The following is a 17,586-nucleotide window of genomic DNA, read 5'->3' as shown; positions in this document are numbered from 1 at the left end:
GGGACTCGGACGGACCGGGTCCTGCGCGGGCGGTTGCGGGCCGGACAGGCAACGGGTGCCGGTCAGCCACGGGGCCGGGTCAACCGGTGCGCCATCGCCACCATCGTGTTGCGCGGGTTGTCAGGATGCCTCGCGCTGCAGTCAGATTCAGTCCCTGCACGGCAGGAATCTCCCGAGAAAACAGATGCTCTACCAAACGTCGTGGGGTGAGATTACAAAAGCTCGGTCAGCGAATCAACAACCGCGTCCGCACCCAAGGCATCCACCGGCTGGCCAAAGTTGTAGCCATAACGAACCGCCACGCAGGGGATGCCGGCGGCCTGGGCCGCGTTTACATCGGCGGCGGAATCCCCCACCATCACCGTGGTGCCCCGGGTGCCGCCGAGCTGTGTCATGGCGTGCAGCAGGGGCGCCGGGTCTGGTTTCTTCACCGGCAGGGTGTCACCGGCGACACTCAGTTCGAACCACCGGGCCAGGCCCACCCGTTCCAGCAGAGGTGCCACGAACGGTCCGGGCTTGTTGGTCACCACCGCCAGCCGGCAACCGTGTGCTTCCAGATGCGCGAGGCAGTCGGTCACGCCAGGGAACACCCGGGCGTGCTGGCCGTTGAGCTGCCCATAGTGGTGGTAGAAGATGGCCAGGGCATCCTGAAACAGGGCGTCGTCGCGGGGGGTCGCCGGCTGCCAGTCGATGCGACCGGCCAGGGCGCGGCGCACCAGAATGGCAGCACCGTTGCCGACCCACTGGCGCACCTGGTCGAGGCCGGCGGGGGCGCGGCCCAGGTGTTCCAGCATCCGGTCCACCGCCGCCGCCAGGTCCGGCGCGCTGTCCACCAGGGTGCCGTCCAGGTCGAACAGGGCAACGCCCGGCCAGCGGGCGTTGAACAGACCTTTCAGGCTCATCAGGCCAGCACCTTGCGGGCCTGTTCCAGCTCCGCGCGCATGGCGTCGATGGTGGCCCGGTAGTCGTCGGTGTTGAAGATGGCTGAGCCGGCCACGAAGGTGTCGGCGCCGGCCTCGGCGATCTCGCGGATGTTGTCGACCTTGACACCGCCGTCGATCTCCAGGCGGATGTTGTAGTTGCTGGCGTCGATCCGACGGCGGGCCTCGCGCAGCTTGTCCAGGGTCGACGGAATGAACTTCTGGCCGCCGAAGCCCGGGTTGACGGACATCAGCAGCACCATGTCCAGCTTGTCCATAACGTAGTCCATGTAGCTCAGCGGCGTGGCCGGGTTGAACACCAGGCCGGCCTTGCAGCCGCCGTCACGGATCAGTTGCAGGGATCGGTCGATGTGGTTGCTCGCTTCCGGGTGGAAGGTGATGTAGGTGGCTCCGGCGTCGATGAACATGCGAATCAGGTCGTCCACCGGCGACACCATCAGATGCACGTCGATGGGAGCGGTCACACCGTGCTTGCGCAGGGCCTCACAGACCATTGGGCCGATGGTCAGGTTGGGGACGTAGTGGTTGTCCATGACGTCGAAATGGACGATGTCGGCGCCGGCGGCCAGCACCGTGTCGACTTCCTCGCCAAGGCGGGCGAAGTCGGCGGAGAGGATGGAAGGGGCGATCAGGTACGGATTCATGTCGTCTCTCTCAGGGTTCGCTCGGTGCAGGGCGCATCCGGTGGCGTGCCGCCGGTCCGGCGTGGGGCCCTGCCAGGGTGTCCGGGAAGCTGCTAGTCTACCAGCTTGAGTGTGGGATTTCGTTGTCCGGAGGTGGGGATCTGTGCGTAGGGTGCAACGGTGCTGGATGCGGGCGGGCCGCGTGCTGGGGGTGTGGGCGCTGATGCTGGGGCCGGCACTGGCGCAGTCACCGGCGCCGGCGGACGCCGAGCCGGCGCCCGAGGCTCCGCGCCTAGCGGTGCACACCGGGCTGGCGGAAGGCGCATTGCAGCGGCGTTTCCCGGACCGAGTACGCTGGCTGGAACCGGAGGGCGGGGGGCAGACCCTGGCGCTGTGGTTTCCCGAGGGGCGGCCGGACGCGCGGGGCGCGCTGGTGCTGATGGCGAACGAAGGCGAGTCGGCCGGTACCGATCTGGTGCTGGCCGTGGCGGAGGCGTTGGCGGACGCCGGCTGGGCGGTGCTGACCCTGGGGCTCGAACCGCCGACGGAGTCGGTCCGGGCACGGCTGGAACGCGCGCCGACGGTCCCGGGCCAGACGCCGCCACCGGCCCCCGGCGTGATGATTGATGTACTGGCGACGCCCGCGTCGGAAGGGGCCGAGGCGGACTACCGGGCTAGGGTCCAGGGCCAATTGCAGGCGGCGGTGGCCTGGCTGGCGGGCCAGGGCTACGGGCCACTTGGGGCGGTGGGGATCGGTCGCGCCGCTTTTTACGTGGTCGCACCCGATCTGGGCCAGGCGTCGGTCCCGTTCCGGGTCTGGGTGGCGCCGGCCTTCTACCCCGGACGTGAGTCCGAGCTTGCCCAGCGGCTGGCAGCGCCCCAGGGGCTGGCCTTGCTGGAACTGTACCCCGTGGTCGAGGCCCGCTCGGGGCGGGAGCGCTGGGTGACGGCCCGGCGGGCCGGGTTCTCGGATTACCAGCGTCAGCCGGTGGCCATGGCGGTGCCGCCGGGGCCCGCGGCGGCCCAGGCCCTGGCCAACCGGATCCTGGCCTGGTTGGGGCGCCGCAGCGGGTCCTAGCTCCGGTGCCGGCGCTTAATCAGTTCCCAGGCCTGCTGATAGCGCAGCAGCCGTTCCTTCGCCAGCGCCAGCTCCCGGTTTGACCGCTGGCGCTGGGACAGTTTGTCGGGGTGGCACTCCGAAATCCTGCGGCGGTAGGCCTGCTTCAGCTGAGGCAGCGAGGCGTGTCGGGACAGGCCCAGCAGTTGGCAGGCCTGATCGTAGTTTTCCGGCGCCTCGGGGAGCAGGTCGCTTGGCCAGTACGCGGCGCGGTAGCTGGCCAGCAGGTCGTCGCTGACCGTCAGCGGCAGGCCGATCTGGAGGATGGCGTCCTCGCACCGGTGCTGCCGAGGTTTGCTCGGCGGCCCCTGCAGCTGGGTGGCGTGGCACAGGCAGGCCGCCACCCGCAGCGCCGGTGCCGGCCACAGCCAGTGACTCAGGTGCAGCGCCAGGCCCCGCCACGCTGGCAGCCGCTCCACACCCTTACCCTTCTGGAACCAGCGGATGGCGGTCCGTCGCTGGCGCCGGCTCAATCCAAGGGCGCGGATCACGTCTTCGGCGTAGTCGATGTCGGCTTCGGTGACCCGGCCGTCGGCCCGGGCAATGTAACCCAGCAGGAAGAACAGCGGGCGCCGGCACCAGCGCGGCAACCGGTACCGCGCGATCAGCCGAACGGTTTGGTGCTCGTGACTCGCCAGTTGTTCCAGCAGGCGGGCAAGCCGGCGTTGCAGCCGGGGGGGCATCTGGGGGTCGGGGGGCGAGGCCATGGCGTCAGTCACCGTGCTGCGCCGACAGGCGCCGGTCCAATGCCTGCAACCGTTCCGGCGTGCCGACATCGATCCAGGCGCCGGCGTGGTAGCAGCCCCGGACCCGATGCCGGGCCATGGCCCGGCGCAGCACCGGGCCGAGCTTGCCAGTGCGGTCGTCGAGGCCGTCGAACAGGCGGCGGTGCAGCAGGCTGATGCCGGTGAAGGTGCACGTTTCCGGGCCGTCACCGTACAGCCGGCCGGAGGGGTGCAGGTAGAAGTCGCCGCCCGGGTGGTGATCGGGGTTGTCGGTCACCACCAGCACCGCGTCGGCATCGGTCACCGGGGTCAGGCGGCTCAGGGGGAAGTCGCTCCAGATGTCGCCGTTGACCACCAGGAACCAGTCCGAGCCGCCCTCGGTCAGCAGCGGCAGGGCGCGGACGATACCGCCGGCGGTTTCCAGGGGCTGGCCTTCCCGGGAGTACCGGATCGACAGGCCAAAGCGGCGGCCGTCGCCAAGGGCGGCCTCAATCTGCTCGCCCAGCCAGGCGTGGTTGATCACCACCTCCCGGAAGCCGGCCCGGGCCAGGTGCTCCAGGTGATAGGCGATCAACGGTTTGCCCCCGGCGCACAGCAGGGGTTTGGGGGTGGTCAGGGTCAGCGGTCGCATCCGCTCGCCCTTGCCGGCGGCAAGGATCATGGCCCTCACGGTGCGGGCACCTCCGGGGCCGGGCCGATCACCGCTTCGATCCGGGGCATGATTTCGTTCACCAGCCAGTCGTGGAAATGGCGCAGGGCGGGCTGGCGGGCGCTGGCCCGGACCAGGTAGCCGACGGTGCGGGGCACGTCGTTCAGATAGCCGGCCTTGCCGTCGCGGATGGCCAGCCGGGCAAAGATGCCGGCCGCTTTCAGGTGCCGTTGCATCCCCATCAGCTCGAACCACTGCCGGAAGGTGTCCGGGTCGGCCCGGTGCAGGCCGGCGTCCCGAGAAGCCTGGCGGTACTGTTCCAGCCACTGACACAGGCGCGTTTCCGGCCACTGGATGTAGCAGTCCTTGAGCAGGGAGACGGCGTCGTAGGTCACCGGTCCGGTGACCGCATCCTGAAAGTCGATGACGCCCGGGCGGCCGGTGCCGGGGCGCACCAGCAGGTTACGGGAATGGTAGTCCCGGTGCACGGTGACCTCGGGCTGGGCCAGGGCGCTTTCCCTGAGAAAGGCGAAGGTGGTGTCCAGCAGGCAGCGCTCGGCGTTGCCCAACGACAGGCCCAGGTGCCGGCTCAGTAGCCAGTCCGGAAACAGCGCCATCTCCCGGTCCAGCAACGCGGCATCGTAGGGGGGCAGCGGGTAGCCGGCCGGCGGCGCCAACCGCTGAATCGCCACCAGCTCCGTCAGGGCTTCGGCGTACAGCCGGTCGGCATTGGCGTCGGTCAGCTCCGCCAGCATCAGACGATCGCCGAAGTCTTCCAGCAACAGGAATCCCTGGTTCAGATCCTCGGCCTCGATTGCAGGCACGGCGATGCCGGCGGTGTGCCAGTGCCGCGCGATGGCGACAAAGGGGCGGCAGTCCTCGTGCTCGGGGGGCGCATCCATGACGATGTATGGCTGGCGCGGTTGCCCCGGCTGCTGGCGCCACACCCGGAAATAGCGTCGAAAACTGGCGTCGCCGGAGACCGGTTGCGGCTCGGCTTCGCCGAAGCCGTCGAGCTGCCGGAGCCAGCGGGTCAGTGACTGCAGGCGCGTGTCCATAGGCGGTGAGTGTCAAATCCCGATTGTTGTTGGCACTGACAGCGAACGTTATCAGAGCGGCCGGGGACGGTAAAACGGTTTTGCCGGGACTTTCCGTTAACAAGGTAACAGGGCCCGTGTAAACTAGGCGGCTCGAATTCACCCTAGGCAATGCCAACACCCGGAACAGGAATCCTGCCACCGTGCCACGCGTGATCCACAGCCAGACGACGCCGGTTGAGCGGCGGCCCAGCCGGAACCTCCGGCGGCTGATGATGGCCCTGGCCGGGCTGGCGGGCGGGCTGTTCCTTGGCGCGGCCGGTGCCCGGGCGGGGCAGGCCCCGAGCGCGGCGGAACTCGACTGGCGGCCCCGGGCGGAGCTGCCCGAGTCGGTACAGCAGCGGCTGCCGGTGTTCTGCGACGGTGGCTACCTGCCGTCCGGCGCGGGCCTGGACTCGCCATTGGCCGACGATGGCGTCGACCCCGGGCAGCCGCTTCAGGCCAGTGGCCTCAATGCCCGGTACGAGATTGACCGGACCCTGCACCTGGAGGGTGACGTACGCATTCGTCAGGGTGCCTTTGAAGTCACCGGGGAAGAGGCCCGCTACGACCAGGCCGCCGGCCAGGTGTCGGTGCTGGGCCCACTGGTGAGCCGGGGGCAGGGCTTTTTGCTGACCGGCGAGTCCGCCGAATACAACGTCGACTCCGGTCGCTTCGACATCAACACCGCCACCTTTTTGCTGCACGGTCCCGAAATGCGTGGCTCCGCGGCCCGGCTGTCGCGCATCGGCGAGAACGACGTCCGGATCGAGGAGGGCGTGCTGACCACCTGCGGACCGCACCGGAACGACTGGGCTCTGGTGGCCTCCGACATTCGTCTGGACCGTGCCGAGGGCTTCGGCACCGCGCGCCACGTGCGACTGGAAGTGCTGGATACGCCGGTGTTCTACTGGCCCTGGGTGAGCTTCCCCATCGACGACCGCCGCAAATCCGGCTTCCTGTATCCGCAGTTCGGTTCCTCCAGTGCCGGCAGCGGCCTGTTCCTGGCACTGCCTTACTACTTCAATCTGGCGCCCCACTACGACGCCACGCTCACGCCCCAGTATATTCACGGCCGTGGCCTGTTCACCGAGGCCGAGGGCCGTTACCTGAGCCGGTTCGGCCAGACCGACCTGCAGCTTGGCTACATCGCCGACGACAGCGCCTACGCCAACGACAACCCCGGCGAAGACGGCGAACGCTGGGCGCTGGCGGCCACAACCCGGGCGGAGTTCGGGCGGGGCTGGAGCGGCTACGGGGACTTTGCCGTAGTCAGCGACAACGACTATCTGGGGGACTTGAACCGAACCCTGGCGATCGACCGCGCCACCCATCTGGAACGCAGGGGCGGCGTCCGCTACCGGGACGGATACCAGAGCCTGGACGCCTATTTGAGCGACTATCAGACGCTCAGCGACTACCTTGTCGACGCGGATACGCCCTACGCCCAGCTGCCCGACATCCGCTACAACGCCAGCCTCGGCGGAACCGGCTGGCAATTGAACCTGGACAGCCAGTACACCTATTTCCAACGGGACAACGACCAGCTCAGCGGCCTGGACGCCGCCAATGGCCAACGGCTGCGTGCGGTGCCTGAACTGGCGCTGCCAGTGCGCACGCTGTGGGGGTTCAGCCGGCCCTCGGTCAGCCTCGACTACACCCGCTACGAGCTGGAAGACTACAGCCTGGGTGACGGCAGCATCGAACGTGCGGTGCCGGTGCTGGAGTGGGACAACGGCCTGTATTTCGACCGGCAGGGGCAGCTGTTCGGCGAATCCTACCACCAGACTCTGGAGCCGAGACTCTACTACGCCTGGGCTGATGCCGACGCGGACCAGAACGACATCCCGGCCTTCGACACCGCGCTCCGGAGCTTCCGGTTCGATCAGCTGTTCGAGCCGGACCGGTTCAGCGGCGGTGACCGGGTGGGGGACGCCAACCAACTGACGGTGGCCATCACCAGCCGTTTTCATGATCTGGCGAGCGGTGCCGAGCGGGCCCGGATCAGCCTGGGTCAGGTGCACTATTTCGACGACCGCGAGGTGACCCTGTTCGGCGCCGGGGGCGGCACCCGCAGCCGCTCGCCGCTGGCCGGCGAGCTGGTGCTCAACCCCCTGGACGCCCTGGAAATCCGCAGCTCCGGGCTCTGGGATCCGGACACCGGCGACACCGAGGAAGGCCGCAGCCAGCTGATGTTCCACTCCCGGGACTATCGTTACCTGGCGAGCCTGGGCCACACCTACAGCCAGGATGAACTGGAACAGACCGACGTCGCCGGGGTGCTGCCGCTGACCGACCGCCTGAGCCTGATCGGCCGCTGGGTCTATGCCGAGGACCTGGGGCGCACCGTCGGCTCGCTGGCCGGCCTTGAATACAACAACTGCTGCTGGAGCGTGCAACTGGTGCACCAGAACTACCTGACCGATGACCAGACGCTGGAGACCCGCGTGCTCTTCCAGATCCAGCTCAAAGGGCTGGGGGGCACCGGTGGCGCATCGGCCAAACTGTCGGAAGCCATTGACGGGTTCGACGAACGGGAGCGCCGGCGTTTCGGAACTCCCTGACACGTTGCCGGACCAACAAACGCACGCCGCCCGGCGTGCGTCCTGAATGCAAAACGAGGTGACTATGAAGGCGACCCTTCGCCAGAGTATGACAAGTGTACTGGTGCTGCTGATGCTGGTTCTCGCCCTGCCGGCCCAGGCGGAGCGGACGCTGCTGGACCAGGTGGTGGCCATCGTCGATGACGACGTCATCCTGCAGACCCAGCTGGACGACCGCATCGACACCATCGTGGCCCGGCTTCAGGCCCAGGGGACCGGCCTGCCGCCCCGGCAGGTGCTGGAAGAGCGGGTATTGGAACAGCTGATCACCGAATCCATCCAGCTGCAGATGGCGGACCAGATGGGCATGCGTGTCAGCGACAACGAGCTGAACGAGACCATGGCCAACATCGCCCGCCAGAACGGCCTCAGCCTGGCCGAGTTCGAGCAGCAACTGGCCCGCGAAGGCGTCAGCTACCGGCAGGCCCGGGAACGGATCCGCCAGGAAATGCTGATCAGCCGGGTCCAGCAGCGCCGGGTTGGCAGCCGGGTACGGGTGACCGATCGCGAGGTCGAGAACTATCTCCAGGCCCTGGCGGCCCAGGGTGGCCAGGATGCGGAATACCACCTGGCCTACATCTTCATCGCGGTCGAGGACCCGACCGACGAGGCTTCGGTCCAGGCTGCCCGGGACAAGGCCGAGCGCCTGCGCCAGCAGATTCTCGACGGTCGTGACTTCCGCGAGGTGGCGGTGGCCGAGTCCGACGCCAGCAACGCCCTGGACGGCGGCGACATGGGCTGGCGCTCGGAAAGCCAGCTGCCGTCGCTGGTGGCGCCGGTGGTCCCGGAACTGCCCGTGGGTGAACCCTCGCCGGTGCTGGAGAACACCAGCGGTTTCCATCTGGTGATGGTGATGGACAAGCGCGGCGGGGAGCAGACGCAGGTGGTGCAGCAGCATCGGGTCCGCCACATTCTGGTCCGCCCGTCCGAGGCCTTGACCGAACAAGAGGCCGAAGCCAAGGCCCGGGACCTGTACCGCCGGCTTCAAGAAGGCGCGGACTTCGCCGAACTGGCCAAGGCCGAGTCCGACGACCCGGTCTCCGGCTCCGACGGCGGCAACCTGGGCTGGGTCAGCCCGGGCCAGATGGTGCCCGAGTTCGAGCAGGCCATGCAGGAAGCCCGGATCGGTGAACTCAAGGGACCGTTCCGTTCCCAGTTTGGCTGGCACATCCTGCAGGTTCAGGAGCGCCGGCAGAAGGACATCAGCAACGAGGTCCGTGAAGCAGACGCCCGCCAGGCCATCTACCGACGCAAATTCGAGGCGGAACTGCAGAACTGGTTGCGGGAGATCCGCGACGAGGCCTTCGTCGAATTCAAGGACGGTTACGGCCCGGCCAACGCCGGCGACGACGGGGCGGCGGCGTCATGACCGCGCCGGTGACCCTGGCCCTGACCGCCGGCGAGCCCGCCGGGATCGGTCCGGAGCTGTGCCTGATGCTGGCCCGGGAGGCGCGAGACACCGGCCTGGTGGTGGTGGCCTGTGAAGCTCTGCTGGCGGAGCGGGCCCGGCGCCTGGGGCTGGACGTGACGTTGCATCCCTGGCAGCCCGGCGAGCCGGCCCGGTGTGAGCCCGGTCATCTGTCGGTCTGGCCGGTCGCCGGCTGCGTCAGCCGGGCAGCCGGGAAGCCGGACCCCGCCAACAGCCGCTACGTGCTTGCCACCCTGGAAACGGCCGCGCGCGCCTGCCTGGACGGCGTGCTGGACGGTATGGTCACCGGGCCGGTGCACAAAGGGGTGATCAACGAGGCCGGCGTGGCTTTCAGCGGCCACACCGAGTTTCTGCAGGCGCTGTGCGGCGTCGAGCGGGTGGTGATGATGCTGGCCACCGATGAACTGCGGGTGGCGCTGGTCACCACCCATCTGCCGCTGAGGGAGGTGGCCGACGCCATTACCCCGGAGCGCCTGGGCCAGGTTGCCCGTATCCTGGACCGGGACCTGCGGGCTTGGTTCGGGCTGGAGCAGCCCCGGATCCTGGTGGCAGGCCTCAACCCCCACGCCGGCGAGGGCGGCCACCTGGGCCGGGAGGAGATTGAGGTCATCGAACCGACCCTGGCGCGGCTGCGCCAGGAGGGACTGAGCCTGACCGGCCCGCTGCCCGCCGACACCCTGTTCACCCCGCACTGGCTGGAGCAGGCGGACGCGGTGCTGGCCATGTACCACGACCAGGGGCTGCCGGTCCTCAAGTATCAGGGCTTTGGCCGTGCGGTGAACGTCACCCTGGGGCTGCCGATCGTGCGTACTTCGGTGGATCATGGCACCGCCCTGGACCTGGCCGGAACCGGCACCGCCGACGCGGGCAGCCTGCACACCGCGATCCGGGTGGCCGGGCACATGGCCCGCTGCCGCCGCCGGGCCGGGGAGGTCGGAGCATGAGCCGGCCACAGGGGCATAAGGCCCGCAAGCGTTTTGGTCAGAACTTCCTGCACGATCCCGGCGTGATCGAACGAATCGTACGGGCGATCAACCCCGCTCCGGACGATGCCCTGGTGGAGATCGGTCCGGGCCTGGGCGCCCTGACCGAGGAACTGCTGGCACTCAATCCGCGGCTGCAGGTGGTGGAACTGGACCGTGACCTGATCCCGGTGTTGCGCACCAAATTCTTCAACTATCCGGACTTTCGCATCCACGAGGCGGACGCGCTCAAGTTCGACTTCCGTTCGCTGGTGCGCGACGGCCAGCCGCTGCGCATCGTCGGCAACCTGCCCTACAACATTTCCACCCCCCTGATCTTCCACCTGCTGTCCCAGAGCGGGGTGGTGAAGGACATGCACTTCATGCTGCAGAAGGAAGTGGTGCAACGGCTGGCGGCCGTGCCCGGCGACAGCCAGTACGGCCGCCTGGGGATCATGGCCCAGTACTTTTGCCGGGTGCAGCCGCTGTTCGAAGTGGGGCCCGGTGCCTTCCGGCCTGCCCCCAAGGTGGACTCCGCCGTGGTCCGGCTGGTGCCCTATGACACCCTGCCGCATCCGGCGCGGGATCTCGACACGCTGCAGGCGGTGGTCCGGACCGCCTTCAACGCCCGGCGCAAGACCCTGCGCAAAGCCTTGGCCGGACTGATCGGTGCGGACCGGCTTCGGGCCCTGGGCATCGACGACGGCCTGCGCCCGGAGAACCTGACCCTGGCGGACTATGTCCGCATCGCCGATGCCCTGACCGGGGATCGCACCGGACCGATTCCGGAGGTGGGTGATGACTGACTACGCCGTGGGTGACATCCAGGGTTGCCACGGCCCCCTGCGCCGGTTACTGGCCAAGGTGGACTTCTCGCCGTCGCGGGACCGACTGTGGGTGACCGGGGATCTGGTCAACCGGGGGCCGGAGTCGCTGGCGACCCTGCGCTACATCGAGAGCCTGGGGGACGCGGCGGTGGTGGTGCTTGGTAACCACGACCTGCATTTGTTGGCGGTGGCGCTGGGCGGGCACTCGCCGCGGGCCAAGGATACCCTGCAGGAGGTGCTGGAAGCGCCGGACCGCGACCGTCTGCTGCATTGGCTGCGCCGGCAGCATCTGTGCGTTTACGACCCGGACCGGATGTTGGCCATGGCCCATGCCGGCGTGCCCCACATCTGGAGCTTGGCGCAGGCGTTGGCCTGCGCCCGCGAGGTGGAAGCGGTGATCCGGGGCGACCAGGCGGCGGAGTATTTCCAGCATATGTATGGCAATGAGCCGGCGTGCTGGCACGAGGATCTGACCGGCAGGGCCCGCTGGCGGGTGATCACCAACTACTTTACCCGCATGCGTTTCATCGCCCGGGACGGCACCCTGGAGCTGGCGACCAAGGAGGCCGCCAGTCAGGCTCCCGAGGGGTTTGCCCCCTGGTTCGACTGGCCCAGGGACGACGGACTCCGGGTGGTGTTCGGCCACTGGGCCGCCCTGTCGGGGCAGACCGGCCATGACCGTTTCATCGGCCTGGACACCGGTTGTGTCTGGGGCGGCGCCCTGACTCTGATGAACCTGGACAGCGGAGAGAGGATTCACTGTGACTGCTGAACACGATACGCCGTCCCTGCGCTGGCCGTTGCCGGCCGGCGCCATCCTTGGCCTGCTGGCGGTGGTGGCCGGCGCCTTCGGCGCCCACGGCCTGCGCGGACTGGTCGGCGAGCGCCAGCTGGAGGTGTTCCAGACCGCCGTGAGCTATCAGATGTATCATGCCCTGGCGCTGGTTCTGGTGGCGGTGCTGGCCGGCCAGGGCTGGCCCGGCCGCCGGCTGGCCTGGGCCGCCGGCTTCCACCTGGCCGGCATCCTGCTGTTCAGTGGCAGCCTGTACCTGCTGGTCCTCGCCGGCCAGCCCTGGCTGGGACCGGTGACGCCGCTGGGCGGGCTCTGTTTCATGATTGGCTGGGCCCTGCTGGCGGCCGCCGGCCTGGGCCGTCCGTCCACACGCTGACGAAGGAGATTCCGCGCATGATGCAAGTGATCGTCAACGGCGATCCGCTGGCCCTGCCGGCGGGCTCGACCGTCACCGCACTGATCGAACACCTGGGCCTGGCCGGCCGGCGCGTGGCGGTCGAGGTCAACGAGGACATCGTCCCCCGCAGCCGCCACGACGAGGTGACCCTGCAGGCGGGTGACCGGATCGAGGTGGTGCACGCCATCGGCGGCGGCTGAACCGTGCCGGCCACCCGTTCCCCGCATGTTTTCCCAACAACCCGGATAGGCTATGACTGACACCATCGAACACCCCCTCCCCGAAGACCGCCCCCTGGAAATCGCTGGCCGCGTCTACCGCTCGCGTCTGTTGGTCGGCACCGGTAAATACCGCGACCTGGCGGAAACCGGCCGAGCCATCGAGGCCAGCGGCGCCGAGATCGTCACCGTGGCGGTCCGTCGGACCAACCTGGGACAAAACCCGGACGAGCCCAACCTGCTGGATGTCATTTCGCCCGAGCGTTACACCATCCTGCCCAATACCGCGGGCTGCTTCACCGCCAAGGACGCAGTCCGGACCTGCCGGCTGGCCCGGGAGCTGCTGGACGGTCACGATTTGGTGAAACTGGAGGTGCTGGGGGAGGAGAAGACCCTGTACCCGAACATGACGGAAACCCTGGTGGCGGCCGAGACCCTGATCCGGGACGGTTTCAAGGTGATGGTGTACTGCTCGGATGACCCGCTGCTGGCCAAGCGGCTGGAGGATATGGGCTGCGTGGCGATCATGCCGCTGGGGGCGCCCATCGGCTCGGGCCTGGGCATCCAGAACCGCTACAACATCCGTCTGATTGTCGAGAACGCCCGGGTCCCGGTGCTGGTGGATGCCGGCGTGGGCACGGCCTCGGACGCGACCATCGCCATGGAGCTGGGCTGCGATGGCGTGCTGATGAACACCGCCATCGCCCAGGCCCGGGACCCGGTCCGGATGGCCGATGCCATGCGTCTGGCCATCGAGGCGGGTCGGCAGGCCTACCTGGCGGGACGGATGCCGAAGAAGCGCTACGCCAGCGCCTCGTCGCCGATTGATGGCACCTTTTTCTGAACTCGGGCACAATTCCCACCACCCCCACAAGAGCGGCGGCACCACGGTGACCGCCGCCGACAACGAAACTCAGAGCGCTGTAATCCTGTCATGACCGACCAGAAACCGAGTCGCCGAGAGGCGATCCTGCATGCCCTGGTGGCGCTGTTGGAAAACGACCCCGGGGCGCGCATCACCACCGCCGGCCTGGCCCGCACCGTGGGCGTGACCGAAGCGGCCCTGTACCGGCATTTCCCAAGCAAGCGGAAGATGTTCGAGGCCCTGATCGAGTTTGCCGAGGAAGCGGTGTTTTCCCGCTGCCAGCTGATCCTTCAGGAACAGGAGGATGTCCGCACCCGGCTCAAACAACTGGTGCACTTGGTGCTGGTGTTCGCCGAGCGCAACCCCGGCCTGTGCTGTGTGCTGACCGGCGATGCCCTGATGGGCGAGAACGCGTCCCTGCGCAAGCGGGCGTCGCAGTTCTTCGAGCGCCTGGAGACCCAGGTGCGTCAGGCCCTGAAGGAAGGAGAGATCCGTCAGGGGCTGCGCCCCAGGACCAGTGCCGCCCGGGGCGCGGATTTCATCATGGTGTTTGTGGAGGGGCGCATCCAGCGCTTCGTCCGCTCGTCCTTTGCCCGGGCCCCGTCCGGTGACTTCGAGGAAGCCTGGGCCCTGATCGCCGAGGGCACCTGGGGCTGAAACCGCCTACGCGTACCCCGAGGCCGCCCGGAGAAGGTCCCGCACGCGGGGCCAGATCTCCGGCGCGGCGATGACGATGTCCTGCCCCCAGAGATCCTCCGGATAGCCCTCCGGTACCGTGCCGAAATGGCCCACGGTGGCCCCCGCTTCCGCCGCGATCAGGCGGGCGGCGGCGAAATCCCATGGGCTGACTGTCTCATAGTAGGCATCCAGCCGGCCGCAGGCCACCCAGCAGATGTCCAGCGCCGCCGAGCCGATACGACGCAGGTCGCGGCACTGGTGGATCATGGCGTCCAGCCGGCGCAGCAGCGGTGCCAGATTGTCCTTGGTGTAGGGAAAACCGGTGGCGAACAGGGACTGGCGCAGATCCGAGGCGCCGCTGTGCCGGATCGGCTGGCCGTTGAGGGTGGCACCCTGACCGCGCGTGGCGCGGAAGGTTTCACCGGCGAACGGGGCATGGACCACGCCGGCCTGCACCTGCCCCCGTTCCGCGAAGGCGATGGAGACGGCCACCTGGGGATGACCGTAGGCGTAGTTCACGGTGCCGTCGATGGGGTCGACGATCCACAGTGGGGTGTCCAGCTCCCGGGCCTGACTCAGATCCGGCATGGTCTCCTCGGACAGAATGCGGTGATGCGGGAAGCGCTGGCGAATGGCGTCGGTGATGAATTCGTCCGCCATCACGTCGGCGTGGGTGACCAGCTCCGTCTGATGCTTGTAGTCGGTGCGCAGGGTGTTCTGCTCGCGTTCGCGGCGGATCAGCTCACCGGCCTCCCGCGCGAGGGTCTCGGCAACGTCGGCAATGGCGGAAAGGGAAAGAGATTCGGACATGGCACCCTCAGTTTGCATGGAACTTGAGGGTGCCAGTCTAGCACGGTGGGGTTACAGGCTGCCGAACCAGCGGGCCATCTTGTCCATGGCCAAAACCAGGCGCGGGCAAGCCTGCTTGACGAAATCGTCGTCCAGTTCGCGCTCGGCATAGTCACCCTGGGCCAGCGTCAGGGCCGCGGCACCGTCGAAATCCACGAACGCCAGGCGGGCGCCCAGATGGTCCGGCACGAAGCCGAAATCGCTGGACGGCAGGATGGCGACGCCGGTGTCCTCAAGCAGGGCTGTGCACAGGGCCTGGGCGGTCATGATGTCCTTGCGCGCCAGCCGCTCGCGGAAATCGGAGAAGTCCGGGAACAGGTAGAAGGCACCCTCCGGTTTCTGCACCACCGCCCCCATCTCGGTCAGGCGCCGGTGCATGTACTCACCGACCACCTTGAGCACCCGGCGCGACTGCGTAAGGTACTCGTCGATGTCCGCGCCGCCATTGAAGGCGGTGATGGCGGCATGCTGGATCGGTGCGCTGGTGGCCGTGTAGGTCTCGCTGGCGATGATCGCCATGGCGTCCAGCAGCGGCCGCAGCTCGGGCGGGAAAATGAAGGTGCCCAGGCGCCAGCCGCCGGCACCGGCCCACTTGGACAGACCGGTGCTGATGATGGTGCCTTCCGGGTAGTAGCGGGCGATGGACTTGTGCTTGCCCTCGAAGTGCACCTCGCCGTAGATCTCGTCGGACAGCAGGATCAGCTTGTACTTGCGGGCGACGTTGGCGATGGCCAGCAGCTGGTCGTCGGTGTAGGTGCAGCCGGTCGGGTTGGACGGGTAGTTCAGAATCAGAATGCGCGGCCGTGACGGGTCGTCCCGGCAGATGATGTCCAGCTCCTCGGCGGTCAGCTGCCAGTTGTTCTCCGCGTGGGTTGGCAGCCAGTGCACGGAACGGCCAATGATCCGTGCTTGGGGCGCGTAGGAGACCCAGCTCGGCCGCGGGATCAGCAGGTCGCCGTAATAGGCCAGCTGCAACATGAACAGCAGCTCTTTGGAACCCGGACCGATCAGCACGTCTTCCCAGGTGCAGCGCATGCGCTCGGTGCGGTTGATGTAACCGGCGATGGCTTCCCTCAGGCCACGCAGGCCCTTCACCGGCAGGTAGTCCTTCTCGTGGGCGTGTGCCTTGAGGGCCTCGACCACGCGCTCGGGGACCGGAAACGGGGACTGGCCGAGTCCGAGTTTGATGATGTCCTTGCCTTCGGCTCGAAGCTGGTTGCTCAGCTCGTTGATGCGGAGGGTGGCGGAGGGCTGGATGCCCCGTACATTCAGGTTGATCGCGTAGCGGTGGTCGTGTGTGATGTCCATGGATCCGGTCTGTTGGTTGGAAATGACCGGACCAGTATAGAAAACCCAAACATATCTGTGGTGCCCGTGCGGATACGTGTTTGCCGAAGCACCGCACGGGCGGCCCGGGTCAGCGGGCGCGGATCCACACCTCCACACGGCCGTTGCGGGCGCTGCCCCGTCCGCCCACCGGCATGTAATGGCCATAGCCGGTGTAGGCCACGTCCCGCACGCCCAGGTCAGCCAGCGCCCGGCGTACCGACAGCGCCCGCAGTTCGGAAATCATCTGCGCCCGCAGCTCGTTGCTCTGGGTATCGGCGAAGCCGATCAGCAGCAAATCCGCCGCGACACGTCCTTCCCGCTCAAGATACTGACGTACCCGTTCCAGGTCCCGAAGCGCCTTGTTGTCCAGTTGGGTTCGGCCTTGAGCGAAACGGAAATTGACGGTCAGACGCTGATAATTCCGGGTCAGGCGCTGAAAGGTTTCCGGCACGCTGTCGTCGAACTCCGGTTTGACCGCGATCGGGTTCTGGGAGATGAACCCGGACTGCGCCACCCGTTCCTGACCGTCTGGGCCTAGGGCATAGGCCACCAGCTGAGCCGCCATCGGTGTGGTTCGGGCCCCGGGGGTGTACATGAACAGGCGCCGGGACAGCGGGTAGTCCTCGCTGGCGACGGTCAGCTGGTTTGGCTTCAGGGCCGGCGCCTTGCCCTCGGAAATGGCCAGCAGCTTACTCTGGCGTACCGAGGCCAGGCCGGTGAAACCGATACCCGAGGGGTCCCGGCTGACATCGTCGGACAACCGGTCGTTGGACTCGTAGCGCCGGGCCGAGGCGGCCAGGGTGTAAGAGGAGCCCAGCACCAGGGACTTGAAGGTGTCCCAGGTGCCGGAGCGCTCGTCCCGGGCGTACAGGTGAATGGGGCGGTCCGGCCCACCCAGCTCGGACCAGTTGCGGATCTCGCCGGCAAAGATCCGGGCCAGGGTGTCGATGCTCAGCTGAGTCACCGGGTTGCCGGGGTGGACGAGGATGGCCAGGCCGTCGATGGCGATGACATGCTCGCTGTCCAGGGACTTAAGGTTTGCCCGGTGACCGAACTGTTCGACTTCGCTGTCCTTGACCGGACGGGACGAGGCCCAGATGTCCGCACGGCCTTCCGCCAGAGCCTTGAAACCGGTGCTGGAGCCGTGTGCCGCCACCAGCACCTCCACGGGCTTGCCGTCAACCCGGGCCTGGACCAGGCGCTCGTTCGCGTGTCCGGTCTCGGTGACCGTGACCGGCCCTTCGCCACGGGTTTCCAGGTAACCGCCGACCAGCAGGGGAGCCAGGCTGGCGCCGACGGTGTTGGAGCCATGGATCTCCAGGTCGGCGGCGGAAATGGGGGTGGCGAGAACGACGGCGGTCAGGGCCAGGGCGGCCCGCTGGAGTGGCATACCGAACCGTGGTGTCATTGGCTGAATCCCTTTGAAGACAGTGGCTTGTAATAGGCGGAAAGAATGCTTCAGACATGTGACCGTTGTGTGTCAGGCCGGCATGGTGGCGGCCGGC

General features: G+C 67.8%; 18 protein-coding genes. 10 read left to right on the top strand and 8 right to left on the bottom strand.

What is annotated here, in order from left to right:
- Positions 1-212 precede the first annotated feature (212 nt).
- Both BTO32_RS12355 and rpe read right to left on the bottom strand, forming a co-directional pair.
- Complete coding sequence (locus tag BTO32_RS12355; protein ID WP_076724922.1) at positions 213-902, bottom strand: phosphoglycolate phosphatase; 690 nt, start codon at positions 900-902, stop codon at positions 213-215.
- Entirely contained in the window at positions 902-1,585 is a 684-nt protein-coding gene (gene rpe / locus BTO32_RS12350) for a ribulose-phosphate 3-epimerase (RefSeq protein ID WP_076724921.1), read from the bottom strand. Before rpe ends, BTO32_RS12355 begins: the two co-directional genes overlap by 1 nt.
- A 142-nt stretch (positions 1,586-1,727) precedes the next feature.
- Here rpe and BTO32_RS18215 point away from each other — a divergent pair, with 142 nt between their 5' ends.
- Positions 1,728-2,642, top strand: coding sequence for a DUF3530 family protein (locus BTO32_RS18215; RefSeq protein WP_139339063.1), 915 nt, complete (start codon positions 1,728-1,730; stop codon positions 2,640-2,642).
- Here the strand turns inward: BTO32_RS18215 and BTO32_RS12340 are convergent.
- Genes BTO32_RS12340 through BTO32_RS12330 form a run of 3 tightly spaced genes read right to left on the bottom strand, consistent with a single transcriptional unit; the run spans position 2,639 to position 5,113 of the window.
- On the bottom strand, positions 2,639-3,388 hold the full coding sequence (locus BTO32_RS12340) for a DnaJ domain-containing protein (protein ID WP_076724919.1): 750 nt from the start codon (positions 3,386-3,388) through the stop codon (positions 2,639-2,641). The genes BTO32_RS18215 and BTO32_RS12340 overlap by 4 nt on opposite strands.
- Before the next feature lie 4 nt (positions 3,389-3,392).
- Positions 3,393-4,076 (bottom strand): N-acetylmuramate alpha-1-phosphate uridylyltransferase MurU, encoded by a 684-nt coding sequence (gene murU, locus BTO32_RS12335; RefSeq protein ID WP_076724918.1) that lies wholly within the window; start codon positions 4,074-4,076, stop codon positions 3,393-3,395.
- A complete protein-coding gene (locus BTO32_RS12330) occupies positions 4,073-5,113 on the bottom strand; it encodes an aminoglycoside phosphotransferase family protein (protein ID WP_076724917.1) in 1,041 nt (346 codons plus the stop codon). Before BTO32_RS12330 ends, murU begins: the two co-directional genes overlap by 4 nt.
- Before the next feature lie 254 nt (positions 5,114-5,367).
- Between BTO32_RS12330 and BTO32_RS12325 the strand changes: the two genes are divergently transcribed.
- From BTO32_RS12325 to slmA, 9 genes are all read left to right on the top strand, one after another.
- A complete protein-coding gene (locus BTO32_RS12325) occupies positions 5,368-7,695 on the top strand; it encodes an LPS-assembly protein LptD (RefSeq protein WP_076725100.1) in 2,328 nt (775 codons plus the stop codon).
- A gap of 64 nt (positions 7,696-7,759) precedes the next feature.
- Positions 7,760-9,103, top strand: coding sequence for a peptidylprolyl isomerase (locus tag BTO32_RS12320; RefSeq protein ID WP_076724916.1), 1,344 nt, complete (start codon positions 7,760-7,762; stop codon positions 9,101-9,103).
- Positions 9,100-10,107 (top strand): 4-hydroxythreonine-4-phosphate dehydrogenase PdxA, encoded by a 1,008-nt coding sequence (pdxA, locus tag BTO32_RS12315; protein WP_076724915.1) that lies wholly within the window; start codon positions 9,100-9,102, stop codon positions 10,105-10,107. Before BTO32_RS12320 ends, pdxA begins: the two co-directional genes overlap by 4 nt.
- Positions 10,104-10,931 (top strand): 16S rRNA (adenine(1518)-N(6)/adenine(1519)-N(6))-dimethyltransferase RsmA, encoded by an 828-nt coding sequence (rsmA, locus tag BTO32_RS12310; RefSeq protein ID WP_076724914.1) that lies wholly within the window; start codon positions 10,104-10,106, stop codon positions 10,929-10,931. The genes pdxA and rsmA overlap by 4 nt, the downstream gene beginning before the upstream one ends.
- Positions 10,924-11,724 (top strand): symmetrical bis(5'-nucleosyl)-tetraphosphatase, encoded by an 801-nt coding sequence (locus BTO32_RS12305; protein ID WP_076724913.1) that lies wholly within the window; start codon positions 10,924-10,926, stop codon positions 11,722-11,724. The genes rsmA and BTO32_RS12305 overlap by 8 nt, the downstream gene beginning before the upstream one ends.
- A complete protein-coding gene (locus tag BTO32_RS12300; RefSeq protein ID WP_139339062.1) occupies positions 11,714-12,121 on the top strand; it encodes a DUF423 domain-containing protein in 408 nt (135 codons plus the stop codon). The genes BTO32_RS12305 and BTO32_RS12300 overlap by 11 nt, the downstream gene beginning before the upstream one ends.
- A gap of 20 nt (positions 12,122-12,141) precedes the next feature.
- The gene (gene thiS / locus BTO32_RS12295; RefSeq protein WP_076725098.1) at positions 12,142-12,342 is read left to right on the top strand and encodes a sulfur carrier protein ThiS; all 201 of its coding nucleotides are present in this window, start codon (positions 12,142-12,144) and stop codon (positions 12,340-12,342) included.
- A gap of 52 nt (positions 12,343-12,394) precedes the next feature.
- Positions 12,395-13,204 carry a thiazole synthase gene (locus tag BTO32_RS12290; RefSeq protein ID WP_076724912.1) on the top strand — a complete coding sequence of 270 codons (810 nt, stop codon included), beginning with the start codon at positions 12,395-12,397 and terminating at the stop codon, positions 13,202-13,204.
- Positions 13,205-13,294: 90 nt separating this feature from the next.
- The gene (slmA, locus tag BTO32_RS12285) at positions 13,295-13,882 is read left to right on the top strand and encodes a nucleoid occlusion factor SlmA (RefSeq protein WP_076724911.1); all 588 of its coding nucleotides are present in this window, start codon (positions 13,295-13,297) and stop codon (positions 13,880-13,882) included.
- 6 nt (positions 13,883-13,888) lie between these two features.
- On the opposite strand, the gene BTO32_RS12280 is transcribed toward slmA, so the two are convergent.
- The 3 genes from BTO32_RS12280 to BTO32_RS12270 form a co-directional block, all read right to left on the bottom strand.
- On the bottom strand, positions 13,889-14,713 hold the full coding sequence (locus BTO32_RS12280; RefSeq protein ID WP_076724910.1) for an inositol monophosphatase family protein: 825 nt from the start codon (positions 14,711-14,713) through the stop codon (positions 13,889-13,891).
- A gap of 51 nt (positions 14,714-14,764) precedes the next feature.
- Positions 14,765-16,060, bottom strand: a complete 1,296-nt coding sequence (locus BTO32_RS12275) for a pyridoxal phosphate-dependent aminotransferase (RefSeq protein ID WP_076724909.1) — start codon at positions 16,058-16,060, stop codon at positions 14,765-14,767.
- Positions 16,061-16,169: 109 nt separating this feature from the next.
- Positions 16,170-17,489: a substrate-binding domain-containing protein gene (locus BTO32_RS12270; protein WP_245820324.1), complete on the bottom strand. Its 1,320-nt coding sequence runs from the start codon at positions 17,487-17,489 to the stop codon at positions 16,170-16,172.
- Between the last annotated feature and the right edge of the window lie 97 nt (positions 17,490-17,586).

The sequence above is a fragment of the Marinobacter lutaoensis genome (assembly GCF_001981305.1).
Classification (GTDB): domain Bacteria; phylum Pseudomonadota; class Gammaproteobacteria; order Pseudomonadales; family Oleiphilaceae; genus Marinobacter; species Marinobacter lutaoensis.
The sequence above is the reverse complement of the archived record's forward strand: the minus strand, read 5'-3'. Positions and strand labels throughout refer to the sequence as shown.

Bases quoted from the DNA above. Each gene is read 5' to 3' on its own strand.
- rsmA (WP_076724914.1), top strand. From the start codon at position 10,104: ATGAGCCGGCCACAGGGGCATAAGGCCCGCAAGCGTTTTGGTCAGAAC.
- slmA (WP_076724911.1), top strand. From the start codon at position 13,295: ATGACCGACCAGAAACCGAGTCGCCGAGAGGCGATCCTGCATGCCCTG.
- BTO32_RS12280 (WP_076724910.1), bottom strand. From the start codon at position 14,713: ATGTCCGAATCTCTTTCCCTTTCCGCCATTGCCGACGTTGCCGAGACC.
- pdxA (WP_076724915.1), top strand. From the start codon at position 9,100: ATGACCGCGCCGGTGACCCTGGCCCTGACCGCCGGCGAGCCCGCCGGG.
- BTO32_RS12275 (WP_076724909.1), bottom strand. From the start codon at position 16,060: ATGGACATCACACACGACCACCGCTACGCGATCAACCTGAATGTACGG.
- thiS (WP_076725098.1), top strand. From the start codon at position 12,142: ATGCAAGTGATCGTCAACGGCGATCCGCTGGCCCTGCCGGCGGGCTCG.
- rpe (WP_076724921.1), bottom strand. From the start codon at position 1,585: ATGAATCCGTACCTGATCGCCCCTTCCATCCTCTCCGCCGACTTCGCC.
- BTO32_RS12355 (WP_076724922.1), bottom strand. From the start codon at position 902: ATGAGCCTGAAAGGTCTGTTCAACGCCCGCTGGCCGGGCGTTGCCCTG.
- BTO32_RS12340 (WP_076724919.1), bottom strand. From the start codon at position 3,388: ATGGCCTCGCCCCCCGACCCCCAGATGCCCCCCCGGCTGCAACGCCGG.
- BTO32_RS12320 (WP_076724916.1), top strand. From the start codon at position 7,760: ATGAAGGCGACCCTTCGCCAGAGTATGACAAGTGTACTGGTGCTGCTG.
- BTO32_RS12270 (WP_245820324.1), bottom strand. From the start codon at position 17,489: ATGACACCACGGTTCGGTATGCCACTCCAGCGGGCCGCCCTGGCCCTG.
- BTO32_RS12305 (WP_076724913.1), top strand. From the start codon at position 10,924: ATGACTGACTACGCCGTGGGTGACATCCAGGGTTGCCACGGCCCCCTG.
- BTO32_RS12325 (WP_076725100.1), top strand. From the start codon at position 5,368: ATGGCCCTGGCCGGGCTGGCGGGCGGGCTGTTCCTTGGCGCGGCCGGT.
- BTO32_RS12290 (WP_076724912.1), top strand. From the start codon at position 12,395: ATGACTGACACCATCGAACACCCCCTCCCCGAAGACCGCCCCCTGGAA.
- BTO32_RS12330 (WP_076724917.1), bottom strand. From the start codon at position 5,113: ATGGACACGCGCCTGCAGTCACTGACCCGCTGGCTCCGGCAGCTCGAC.